Below are 11,965 nucleotides of genomic sequence, written 5' to 3' on the forward strand. Positions count from 1 at the left end.
CCCCTTCGGAGCCGCCGCTGGCGTTGTTGCAAATTGGCGTAGCCGAGACAGGGATGTCGAGGCTCGAAGGTCGAGCAAGGCGAATGTTGCGAAGCGACAAGTTCATGAGCACGAGCCAAGGAAGGCGAGCTGGCCCTTATGCATGGATGCGTTTGGCGAGTCCTGAGTGTAGCCAATTTGTTTCATAAGCCAGCGGGGATTTCGGCTACGTCGGGGGTGTCCTTGGGGATGCTAGGGGCTTTGGACAAGCAAAGCTCCTTGCCCGGTGTGGTTTGGCGAGTGTCGCATAGCGACATGCTTACGAGCGAGAGCCAGGGATGGCGAACTGGCCCTTGTGCATGGATGCACTTGCACCACGACTTTAGGCCGCAGGCACAGCGGCTATCATGGCTTTAAGCCAAAACTCACCAATAAACCTGGTTTTAGCTGCAAGCTAAGTTGCAGCCCATCACCTGCGGTGCGGATAGGCAGGAAGCCTGAATGCCGTGAAGGACAGGATGTCCAAGAACGGCCTTTCGCACAGGCGATCCTGTGACTCGGCGTTAATACGTCCTTGTAGCCTCGACGAAAACATCCTTGTTTTCGACGGTCACAGTTCCGCCTGTGCCTGGAATATGGGCGTATTTCTGTGGGCATATAAGCAGTTTCAAGCAACGCTATTCTCACAGAATTGCACCAACTCCCCCTTTGGAGCCGTCGCTGGCATTGTAGCCAATTGGTTCGAAGGGGCGACCTGGCTCTTGTGCATGGATGCACTTGCTCCACGACTTTAGGCTGCTGGCACAGCGGCTATTATGGCTTTTAATCCCGAATGCAGTGAAGAAAAGGAACTGTCTTGGCCATCCAGAGCTTTCCCTGTTAAACCTTTCTTTGGTTTCTTGTGTCTTATTCATCATAACGGCTACAAGTTGGTAAAATTTGCCACTCCTAGATGGTGGATTTTCATATTCTGCTGCCATACTTGATATTTATTCTTTTAGTATCAGTTGATTATAACTTTGGCACAAAGTCTGCCTTATTCTGAGCCATAAGCGGTAACCAAGTTTACTCGGCAGATTAAAACGAGAGGGAAGACAGAATGAAACAAGCAATTGGTGGAATATCTTTGGTGTGTGCACTGTTTGCGGCGGCGCCTGCTATGGCGATCAACTTTGAGCCAAGAGATGAGCAATGCGAGATGTCACTCAACTACGACATATCACTGGAACCCAAGAAGCTGAGTGTCAGTAATCAAGGGAAAGAACACTATCGAATTGAGCCGGGCCGCCTTTATGTGGAAGGTGAAGAAGTGGCCTTGAATGCCGAGCAGAGCAAGCTTGTCAACGAGTACTCGGATGCCATGGCTCAGCAGTTACCCGAAGTTATCTCTTTGGTGGAAGATGCCGTCACCATGGCGAGCGAGGCCGTGAGCATGGCCCTGACACCACTCTTGGGTGATGCCGCCGGTGCCAAGTTGGATGAAACCATGGGCAGTCTGCAACAGCGAGTCTATGAAGTGGCTCATCGCAATGGTGACCAGTACTTCCTCGGGGCCACTGAAGAGTCGCTGGAAAACGCCTTTGGTGATGAGTTTTCCAAAGAAATAGAGCAACTGGTACAGCAGTCGCTAGGCAGTTTGATGATGGCCATGGGCAGTGCCATGATGTCAGGTGAGGGCGAAACCTTTGATGAGAAGATCAATGCCTTCAGCCAGAAGATGGAAAAGATGGGCAAGGATATTGAAGTGCAAATGGAGTCCCGCGCCCAGGAGATGGAGCAGAGAGCCGACGCGCTTTGCGACAACTTCCAACGTTTGGTGGTGCTGGAAGACAAGTTACGCAAGCAGATCCCTGAGCTGGGCGAATTCCAGGTACTGTCCGGCAAGGTTGAACTGCAGCAATAAGATTTAAGCTGGTGATTCCCCCTGTATCTTCCCCTCCCTTGATACAGGGGTTTTTTATTGATTATCTGTTGATTATGCCATCACTGCGGCGGTTTTTTTGGCTCAAGGCTATCCTTGGGTTAGAGTCAATAAGAAAGAATTGGTATACTTCGCAAAAATAATAAAACTGACACCCAAGTCAGGACTCAGTGACTCTACCCAGTGCGCTTTCCAAAACCCGGCAGCCCACACCCCAATTTGGGGTCTTGACGGTGAGGCCCGTCGCTTTTCCAGGAAAGCTTTTACCAGTGTTGTAAACGGCTTAAGGCGACTTTCATGTTAGAACTGTTAGAACCTATCGCTATTTTCACTCATGTCGCCCGTGCCGGCAGCTTCAGTGCCGCGGCGCGCAGGCTTGGAATATCCAAATCCAAGGTCAGTACCCAGGTTGCCGATCTTGAACATAAACTCGGGATCCAGTTGATCCAGCGAACAACCCGTAGCTTAAGCCTCACCGAAGCCGGTAATCTGCTGTATGTGCAGGGGGAAGAACTGCTCCGGAATGCGGATCAGGCGGTGGCCAGTGTGCACAACCTCAATGATGCCACCCGAGGCGTGCTCAAGGTAGGGATCTCCCAGTCGTTCGGCACCATGCATATTATTCCGGCACTGCCCGAGTTTATGACTCGTCACCCGGATCTCGAGCTGCAGGTGAGCCTGTTGGACCATAAGGTTGATGTGGTCAGTGAAGGCCTGGATCTGCTGCTGACCATGTCAGAGCAACTGCCTCTGGGTATGGTGGCCCGCCCGCTGATGAAGTGTCAGTTCCTGCTGGTGGCTTCCCCCGGGTATGTTGCGGCCCACGGTATGCCGGCCCGGCCGGAGCAGCTGGTGGAGCACAACTGTTTGGTTTACCACGGTGAATGGCATGAGCACAGCGTCTGGCAATTCAAGAAGGGCGATGACTACTGTGAGATAGGGGTTTCGGGTAATTTCAGAGTCGACAATGCGCCGGCGCTCAAGTCTGCCGCTGTCAGCGGGCTTGGGGTGGTTTATCTCGCCAGTTATCTGCTGGAAGATGAAATAGAAAAAGGCACTCTGGTTCCTCTACTTCCCGATTGGCAACTGACCCACCATCTGCCGCTGCAGGCGGTTTATCCAAGACGTAAACACTTGGCTCCCAAGGTGAGTGCCTTTATCGAGTTCATTAAGGATCACATAGGTACACCACCCTATTGGGACAAAAAATACGCAGATCTGTTTGCCCTGCGCCAGGAAAAATAAAGAAATATCGTTCTTATAATAGAACAATGAAAAACACTCAAGTTCCGCTTGGGTGTTTTTTGTTTTTATATCATATAGATATTGAGATTTTGTTGGTTTTTTTATCGCTTTATTGTTTAGTGAATCCTAAAGGTTTTTAATAATCTTGTTGCAGTCTGTTCTGAAATCAATACAATGGTTGCAGTTGATTCGGGTGGAACCAACATACGGGTGTGCCGTGGGACTGACCCCTCCTGCTGTAGACTGCTTGGTTCAACACAGAGTGTTAAGCCCTTATCAATGCCGACCCAGGTTTTCGAACTAAAACAATGTCGGCCTTAAAACCATCATCCTGATTTTGGTTTACCCCGGCCCAGGTGGCCGGGGTATTTTTATGCCTGTTTTCAGGAGGGAATCAAGCGCATAAAAAAGCCGCTCACGGGAGCGGCAGTTGATTCAATTTCAAGCCTGGCTTTGCGCGGCCACCCAGTCTTTTACTTCCTGCTCAAGTACATCCAGCGGCAAGGGGCCGTTTTGTAATACCAGGGTGTGGAAGGCGCGAATGTCGAAACGCTCACCCAGCGCCTCCTTGGCGTAGGCTCTAAGCGCAAGTATCTTGTTCATCCCCACCTTGTAAGCGGTTGCCTGCGAGGGCATAACTATGTGCCGCTCAACCATTTTTACTGCGTCAGATTCGGCATTGGGAGTGTTATCCATGTAATAGGCTATGGCTTGCTCTCGAGTCCATTTCTTGGCATGGATCCCGGTATCCACCACCAAACGGCAGGAGCGCCATAGCTCCATCGCCAATCTGCCAAAGTCTGAGTAAGGATCGCTGTAAAGCCCCATCTCCTTGGGGAAGTACTCACTATAAAGGCCCCAGCCCTCGATATAAGCCGTGTAAGAGCCGAAGCGACGGAAGCTGGGAAGTCCTTCCAGTTCCTGGGCTATGGCTATCTGCATGTGATGCCCGGGGATCCCTTCATGGTAGGCCAGTGCCTCCATCTGGTATTTGGGCATAGCCATTATGTCATAGAGGTTGGCATAGTAAGTTCCCGGGCGACTGCCATCGGCCGAGGGCTGGTTGTAGAAAGCCTTGCCGGCAGACTTCTCCCTGAAGGCTTCCACCTGTTTGACTATCAAAGGCGCTTTGGGCTTTACCTTGAACACTTCATCCAGGTGCGAGTTCATGTTATCGATAAGGGCGGTGGCCTCTCTCAAGTAGGCCCTGCGGCCGGCGTCATTGTCCGGGAAGTAGAAGCCCTCATTCTGGCGCATAAACTCGAAGAAGGCTTTGAGATCGCCCTTGAAGCCAACTTTGTCCATGATGGCGCGCATTTCGCCGTGGATCCTGGCGACCTCGTCCAGTCCTAATTGATGAATGGTATCGGCGCTCATCTCTGTGGTGGTGGTATTGGCCAGGGCATTGTTATAGAAGGCGCTGCCGCTCGGGAATTTCCAGACACCATCTCTGCTGTCGGCCCGTTTTTCCAGGGTTTCGAGATAGGCAATCAGCTTTTGGTAAGCTGGCCTCAATTGTTCTTTGAGGGCGATGGCGGCTTGATCCAGCAGTTTATTTTGGGTGTCTTCATCCAGCTTGAGTTTTGCCAACTTGCTCTTGAAGTCGGCCCAGATGGCGCTGTCCGGCTCACCATCAAACGGCGCGCCATGAATAATATTGCGACTGTCTGAAAGCACGTAGGGGAATACGAACTTGGGGGCGATTATGCCTTCCTCGGCGCGAACCTCGAGGGCGGTAATCAACTGCTCGAACAGTTCAGGAACCCCGGCTATACGGCTGATATAGGCGCGGGCATCGGCTTCGTCGGCTATCGAGTGTTGGTTTATCAATAATGAAGGCACCAGCGAGTGAATGCCGTACATCTGGTTGACCGGGTAGTTGTAGTGGCGGAACTTATCATCGCGGATCTGGCGTTGCAGCTTGGCGGTCAACAGCTCCATGCTCAACTTGCTCTGTGAGTCCAACTTTGTCGGATCCAGTAGCGACAGGCGCCCAAGCTGCTGTTTGGCGCGAGCAAGCGCGGCATCATCGGCCGCATCGCCCAGTGAGTCCCATTTGCCGTAATCTGTTTTGATACCAAGAAAGGTCTGCCGCACCGGGCTAGCGGCGACATCTTCGTTGAAGATGGCTTCAAACAGGGCGTTGGCTTTGGCGGATTCGGCCTTGATGACCTCAGGAGCCAGGTTTGATGCTTGGTTACTCTGCCCGGAGACGGAGGCTTGGGCGAGAAGGGGATAACTGCTGCTTAAAACGGCGCCAAGGGCCAGCGTCAACAGACTTTTTCTTATGGTTATAGGCATGGACAACTTCCTTTTTTCTTGGCAATGGCAGGCCGGATGACGATGGCCCGAGTTAGGAAAGACGCACAGAAACCGCGACTGCTATGGCTCATTTGCGTCTAAAGAAGTTTATCCTAATGGAATACGGTAACGTAAGGAAGGTGTGTACAAGCCCCATGTGTGCTCTGCGTTGGCTTACAGGCTTGGATGCAAGGCGTGATTCGCAGCGAATGGCAAGCCCTTTGCAAGAGTCACAACACAGCAGACAGGTCTGTAAGACACGCCCTTTGGGGCTTCCACAGCAACAGGCTTTCGGCGTTATCCGACTTTGGCAGGCCCCGGCATGCCTTCAGTCAGATGCCTTGAATGCCAATTGCTGTGGAAGCCAGAGTGCCACGAGGGCTTATATACACCTTCCTTTGGCGTAAATGTTAGAAAATATTTCCTCTTGCTGCTTTCGCTTTGGCAGCAGCAAGAGGAGGCTAATAAGAGATGGAGTTAACAGAACTGCGACAGCAGATCGTTGACGAACATATGCCCCTTGTTGGTGAGCTTCCAGTAACCGGGAGTGATCTCCACCAGCCCGCGCTCGGCGGCCTGCTGCATGCCTTTATCCAGGGTGTTGGCCGCAACGCCGGTGCGCGCTTCAAATTCGCTCCAGGGGATGGGGCTCATCAGTCGCAGCCTGTTCATCAGGTACTCCAGCGCCCTGTCTTCCGGCAGCACGTCACTTACCTCAAATAGATAATCCTCTGTGGCCAAATAACCCTTTGGATGTTTTATCTTTACCGTGCGTACTATGCGGTCCTGCTCCGGTAGCGTCAGCTTGCCGTGGGCGCCGCAACCAATTCCCAGATAATCACCGAATTCCCAATAGTTGAGGTTATGGCGGCACTGAAAACCGGGTTTGGCGTAGGCGGATATTTCATACTGCTGGTAGCCAAGGGCCGCAAGTCTTTGCTGGCCCTGTTCATAGATGTGCCAAAGCGCTTCATCGTCCGGCAGCTGCGGCGGGCGCGAATGAAACAGGGTGTTTGGCTCTATGGTGAGCTGATACCAGGACAGGTGCGGAGGATTGAGCGCCGCCGCCGTGTCGATATCGGCCATGGCTTCTTCAAAGCTCTGGTTCGGCAGACCGTGCATCAGATCCAGGTTAAAGCTCTGGTATCCGGCTGCGGCAACGCCTTTGGCGGCGTTGACTGCTTCGTCCTTGCCGTGAATTCGCCCCAGCAGGTTGAGCTTGTCTTTGGCAAAGCTCTGCACACCGATGGAGAGGCGAGTGACACCTGCGGCGCGGTAAGCGCTGAAGTCATCATGTTCCAGAGTGCCTGGGTTGGCCTCCATGGTGATCTCTATGTCATCGGCAAAGGCAATGCGCCGGTTCACGCCTTGCAGCAGCCTGCCTATCTGGGCAGCATCGAACAGGGAGGGGGTGCCGCCACCGATAAAGATGCTGTGCAGTTGCCGGCCTTGAACATAGTGCAGGTCGGCGTCGAGATCGCCAAGCAGGGCATCGACATATTCCTGCTGTGGCAGCTCACCCTGTTTTCCGTGAGAGTTGAAATCACAGTAAGGGCATTTCTGCACACACCAGGGAATATGAATATAGAGACTCAGCGGTGGCAGCGTCAGCATCAGCCGAGGATCCCCTGTTGTTTGAAGGCTTCAAGCAGCAATTTCAGCGCCTTGCCTCTGTGGCTGAGATGGTTCTTTTCATCACTGCTGAGCTCGGCGGCAGTTTGCTGGTAACCACAGGGAATGAATACGGGATCATAACCATGGCCATTGTCGCCCTTGGGTTCAAAACCTATTTCCCCTTCCCAGGCGGCCTGGCAGATGATGGGAGTCGGATCCTTGGCATGACGCATATACACAAGTACACACTGGAAACGGGCGGTACGGGGGGCAGGCGTTGCCTCTATGGCGCCAAGCAGCTTGTTGTAGTTGCCTTCGGCCGTGGCGTTGGCGCCACTGTAACGGGCGGAGTAGATGCCGGGAGCGCCGTCCAGAGCATCAACTTCGAGGCCTGAGTCATCGGCGATAGCGGGCAGGCCGGTGATTTCGGCGGCATGGCGCGCCTTGATAATGGCATTTTCAACAAAAGTGGTGCCGGTTTCCGCCACTTCAGGCATATCGAATTGGTTTTGTGGCAACACCTCAATATTGAAGGCGTTGAACATCTCGGCGAATTCTTTGAGTTTTCCCTTGTTGCCACTGGCAAGCACTATCTGTTTCATCTTGGATTTTCCTTATTTCGCAATGCCGGCAATAGTACCATTTTGCAAAAGAGTTTACTCACTCAGCGACAATGAAAAGGTGCGAAAACAAGTAGAGCCGTGGAAGGTTTGAGCCCTAATGGCTGTTGTCGTTTCTCTAAGTCGGCGGTCAATACCCACTCGGGGCGGCCATAAAAAACGCCGCTCATTCGGCGGCGCTCTATTGACGGAATGTGCTGCTCAATCGACGTAGAATTTCTGTTTGAACGCCAGAGTGGTGTTGAGCTCGTTGCCGTGTTTTATCAGGATTTGAAAGTTAATCTCCTGATCGTCGCGATAGGGCACCTCGGCAATATAGTAGATGGCATCACCCTCGCGAATTTCGCGGAATTTCAACTGCATCCTGGCATCGATAAGATTGTTGGCCAGGCCGGATATCTCGACCGGTACTGCCGGATTGCCCTCTTCACTGGTATCCAATACGGCGATATTGATGATACCCGTGTAACGGCTGCGTTCTATGCCGTAGCTCTTGGCGATGGATGGCGTCAAAAAGGTGCTGCCCAGCGCCATATAGTGAATATCGAACTGGCCGACGGTCTGCTTCTGTTCGGCTTGGGCGACACCGGCCAGAGAGCCGAGACACAAAAGCAGGGTCAAAAATTTGCGCAACATAATGCTTTACCTGAGGTTAAGTGTGTTGAATTGATTATAGTCCCTTGTCTGCTGCCATGGCATCAGAGCAAGGCCTCGATTTCAGCGGGCAGTATCTTGGGCGCTTCAATACGCACCTGCTTGTGGCGGCCCAGTTCTCCCTTGACTATGGCTATCTGTCCCTTGGGCACCTTGAAGGCCTTGGACAGATACTTGGTCAGGTGGGCGTTGGCCTTGCCGTCCACAGGTGGCGCGGTAATGGCCACCTTGAACTCTTCACCATGCAGGCCAACCAGTTGATCCCGGCTGGCCTTGGGCTGGATATAGAGATTGAGCAGTAGATCCTGCTGCTCCCAACTAACGGCTTTCATCAAGCGATGGCCCAGAAAGGAATCGTCTTGGCCAGCAGTATGTTGACGAAATTCATCAACACCATCAGCACCAGCAGCGACAAGTCCAGCCCGCCCATGGGCGGCAGGAAGCGGCGAATGGGCGCCAGCAGCGGCTCGGTCAACTGCATCATCACATATTCAATCGGGTTGCGCCCCTGGCTGACCCAACTGAGGATAGCGCGAATGATCAGGATCCAGAACAGCAATACCCCGGCCTTTTTGAACAAGGACACCAGGGCAAACATCAAGGTTGCAACCAAGTTGAACGCCTGGCCCGCCATCAGGGTCAGCAAGAGTATTTTGACTACCACTACCAGCAGCGCCAGCACCACAGAGGCCGTATCCAGACTGCCTATGGAGGGCAGTATCCGCCGCATGGGCGCCACAATAGGGTGGGTGGCCTTGACGATAAACTGGCTGAAGGGGTTATAAAAATCTGCCCGCACCAGCTGCAGCCAGATCCTCAGTATGACTACCATAAAATAGAGGTCGAATACGACTGTAATCAGGTAAATCAATGCTTCATTCATGAAAAGTTTCGCCCTTGGGTCGTTTAGAATTCTTTGGCCATGGCTTCAGCCCTGGCAATACAGTTATTCATTGCTTGCTTGATCAGTCCCTTGAGATCACCCCGTTGGAAGGTTTCCACCGCTTCATGGGTGGTACCGCCCTTGGAGGTGACATTCTGCCGCAGTTGGCCGGCGCTCAGCTCAGGGTTTTGAATCACCATCTGTGAGGCACCCAGCGCCGCCTGCTGCACCAGTAACCTGGCCTTGGATTCATCCAGCCCCAGCTCTTTGGCTGCATCCATCATGCCTTCCATAAACAGGAAAAAATAGGCCGGAGAACTGCCCGCTAAGGCGATTACCAAATTGAGATCCGCTTCTTTGTCTACCCACAGAGTCTCGCCGCCACTGGCCATAATCTGCTGGCAAAGATCTTTATCCGCCTGCTCAACCCCACTTGCGGCATAAAGGCCTGTCATGCCATAGCCAAGTTGGGTTGGGGTGTTGGGCATGGTGCGGATAAGCTTAATCTGCTGGCCGAAGTAGTCATTGTATCTGGTGGCCGGGATCCCTGCCGCTATGGTAATAAACAGCTTGTTGGCCAGCGGCAGTGTTGCCAGTTGCTCGCACACCTGCTGCATCAGTTGCGGTTTGACCGACAGCACTATGATATCGGCCCAGTCACAGGCGGCTTGGTTGTCTGTGGTAGTGAGGATGCCGAAATCGCGCTTGAGGGCATCGAGTTTACCTGTGCTTGGGTTGCTGGCCTGGATCAATTCAGCCGGATAACCGCTGCCCACCAGCCCGCTGATGATACTGCGGCTCATATTGCCGGCGCCGATAAAACAGATTTTCTTTTGAGCCATGCTGTCCCCTGTCACTTGTGATTGGAGTGTATCCCGCATCGGGTTTGACCGTGCGGGAGATATTAGTATTTGGGCCAATACTATCAAAAACAAGGTCTCAGCGGCCAATCTCAGATCTTATTGGCTGGTTTATCAGCCGTAGTTACGCTCGCCGAAAATAGCGCTGCCGACTCTGACCATGGTAGAGCCCTTGGCGATGGCGAGCTCAAGATCCTGACTCATACCCATGGACAGGGTATCCACCTGTGGAAACTTGAGCTTCAGTTTGGCAAACAGTTGCTGCATGTGCGACAGCTCCGCCTCAAGCCTTGGACCTTCACCGGCACTGGGAATTGTCATCAGTCCCCTGAGTCTGAGGTTGGGCAATGAGTCCACCAGGCTTGCCAACTGAAACATCTCGCTCTGTGTTGCTATTCCTGCTTTGGAACTTTCACCCGAAACATTGATTTGGATGCAGATTTCCAGTGGTGGCATGCCTTCTGGGCGCTGCTCCGACAGGCGGCGGGCAATTTTTTCCCGCTCCAGGGTGTGCATCCAATGGAAGTGCTCGGCGACAATTTTTGATTTATTGGATTGCAGCGGGCCGATAAAGTGCCATTCTATATCGGGACAGCGCTGCGCCAGTTCCATGGCTTTCTGTTGCCCCTCCTGGACATAGTTTTCGCCAAAGCAACGTTGCCCGGCGGCATAAGCTTGTTCAATGTCGGCGATCGGCTTGGTCTTGCTGACAGCCAGCAGCTTGATCTCGCTTGCATTTCGGGACGAAATTTGCGCCGCTTGAGCTATCCTGCGCTGGGCTAGCGCCAGTCTGTCTGCTATTGTTGTCATGATGTAAACTTTTTGGTTGAACGGATATCCCAAACTATGGAAATCACTGAATTATTGGCCTTTAGTGTAAAGCATAACGCTTCGGATCTGCACCTGTCGGCCGGTGTGCCTCCCATGATACGCGTCGACGGCGAGGTCAGAAAGATTAATGTCCCTGCGCTTGATCACCAAGGGGTTCACAGACTTGTCTACGACATAATGAATGACAAGCAGCGTAAGGATTATGAAGAGTTTCTGGAAATCGACTTTTCCTTTGAAGTCCCCAATCTGGCGCGTTTTCGTGTCAATGCCTTCAATCAGTCCCGCGGCGCCGCCGCGGTTTTTCGTACTATTCCCAGCGACATTTTGACTTTGGAACAACTGGGCGCGCCGGAAATCTTCAAGAAAATTGCTTCATATCCTCGCGGCCTGGTGCTGGTAACCGGCCCCACAGGTTCGGGTAAGAGTACCACCCTGGCGGCGATGATAGATTACGTCAATGAGAACCGTCACGATCATATTCTCACCATTGAAGACCCTATCGAATTCGTGCACCAAAACAAGCAATGCCTTATCAACCAGCGGGAAGTGCATCGCCATACCCACAGCTTTAACGCCGCCCTCAGAAGCGCCCTGCGTGAAGACCCGGATGTCATCCTGGTCGGTGAGATGCGGGATTTGGAAACCATACGCCTGGCGATGACCGCGGCAGAAACCGGCCACTTGGTGTTCGGTACCTTGCACACCACCTCGGCGGCCAAGACCATTGACCGTGTGGTTGACGTATTCCCCGCAGGCGAGAAGGACATGGTGCGTACCATGTTGTCTGAGTCGTTGCAGGCGGTTATCTCCCAGACCCTGATCAAGAAAGTTGGCGGCGGCCGGGTGGCGGCCCATGAGATCATGATGGGAACCCCGGCTATCCGAAACCTTATCCGTGAGGACAAGGTGGCACAGATGTATTCTGCTATCCAAACCGGTATGGCCCATGGCATGCAAACTTTGGAGCAGAGCCTGCAGAACCTGGTGAATCGCGGCTTGATCAGTCGGGAAGATGCCATGGCCAAGAGCTCCAACAAACAAGCGAATTTCTAAGGAG

Annotated in this window: 11 protein-coding genes; 3 read left to right on the forward strand and 8 right to left on the reverse strand. The window is 52.9% G+C overall.

Features of this window, described 5'->3' with window-relative positions; translation table 11 throughout:
- Positions 1-1,078: 1,078 nt before the first annotated feature.
- Complete coding sequence (locus ACMHXI_RS20600; protein ID WP_071237907.1) at positions 1,079-1,882, forward strand: YggN family protein; 804 nt, start codon at positions 1,079-1,081, stop codon at positions 1,880-1,882.
- Between the two features lie 315 nt (positions 1,883-2,197).
- Positions 2,198-3,145 carry a LysR family transcriptional regulator gene (locus ACMHXI_RS20605; protein ID WP_335900739.1) on the forward strand — a complete coding sequence of 316 codons (948 nt, stop codon included), beginning with the start codon at positions 2,198-2,200 and terminating at the stop codon, positions 3,143-3,145.
- Positions 3,146-3,586: 441 nt separating this feature from the next.
- Here the strand turns inward: ACMHXI_RS20605 and ACMHXI_RS20610 are convergent, their stop codons facing one another.
- The 8 genes from ACMHXI_RS20610 to ACMHXI_RS20645 form a co-directional block, all read right to left on the reverse strand.
- A complete protein-coding gene (locus ACMHXI_RS20610; protein WP_413736001.1) occupies positions 3,587-5,446 on the reverse strand; it encodes a DUF885 domain-containing protein in 1,860 nt (619 codons plus the stop codon).
- A gap of 477 nt (positions 5,447-5,923) precedes the next feature.
- The gene (gene hemW, locus ACMHXI_RS20615) at positions 5,924-7,060 is read right to left on the reverse strand and encodes a radical SAM family heme chaperone HemW (RefSeq protein WP_096141507.1); all 1,137 of its coding nucleotides are present in this window, start codon (positions 7,058-7,060) and stop codon (positions 5,924-5,926) included.
- Entirely contained in the window at positions 7,060-7,662 is a 603-nt protein-coding gene (gene rdgB, locus ACMHXI_RS20620) for an RdgB/HAM1 family non-canonical purine NTP pyrophosphatase (protein ID WP_208165807.1), read from the reverse strand. The genes hemW and rdgB overlap by 1 nt, the downstream gene beginning before the upstream one ends.
- A 219-nt stretch (positions 7,663-7,881) precedes the next feature.
- Entirely contained in the window at positions 7,882-8,316 is a 435-nt protein-coding gene (locus ACMHXI_RS20625) for a DUF4426 domain-containing protein (protein ID WP_025887551.1), read from the reverse strand.
- Between the two features lie 62 nt (positions 8,317-8,378).
- On the reverse strand, positions 8,379-8,666 hold the full coding sequence (gene yggU / locus ACMHXI_RS20630; protein WP_037467122.1) for a DUF167 family protein YggU: 288 nt from the start codon (positions 8,664-8,666) through the stop codon (positions 8,379-8,381).
- Positions 8,666-9,217, reverse strand: a complete 552-nt coding sequence (locus tag ACMHXI_RS20635; RefSeq protein ID WP_025887553.1) for a YggT family protein — start codon at positions 9,215-9,217, stop codon at positions 8,666-8,668. Before ACMHXI_RS20635 ends, yggU begins: the two co-directional genes overlap by 1 nt.
- Before the next feature lie 23 nt (positions 9,218-9,240).
- The gene (gene proC / locus ACMHXI_RS20640; RefSeq protein ID WP_115388996.1) at positions 9,241-10,059 is read right to left on the reverse strand and encodes a pyrroline-5-carboxylate reductase; all 819 of its coding nucleotides are present in this window, start codon (positions 10,057-10,059) and stop codon (positions 9,241-9,243) included.
- A gap of 132 nt (positions 10,060-10,191) precedes the next feature.
- Positions 10,192-10,887, reverse strand: a complete 696-nt coding sequence (locus ACMHXI_RS20645) for a YggS family pyridoxal phosphate-dependent enzyme (protein WP_115388995.1) — start codon at positions 10,885-10,887, stop codon at positions 10,192-10,194.
- A 36-nt stretch (positions 10,888-10,923) separates the two neighbouring features.
- Between ACMHXI_RS20645 and ACMHXI_RS20650 the strand changes: the two genes are divergently transcribed.
- A complete protein-coding gene (locus tag ACMHXI_RS20650) occupies positions 10,924-11,961 on the forward strand; it encodes a type IV pilus twitching motility protein PilT (protein ID WP_025009461.1) in 1,038 nt (345 codons plus the stop codon).
- The last annotated feature ends 4 nt before the right edge of the window (positions 11,962-11,965 follow it).

This window comes from Shewanella sp. BJSY2023SW005 (assembly GCF_047314585.1).
GTDB classification, from domain to species: Bacteria; Pseudomonadota; Gammaproteobacteria; order Enterobacterales; family Shewanellaceae; genus Shewanella; species Shewanella algae.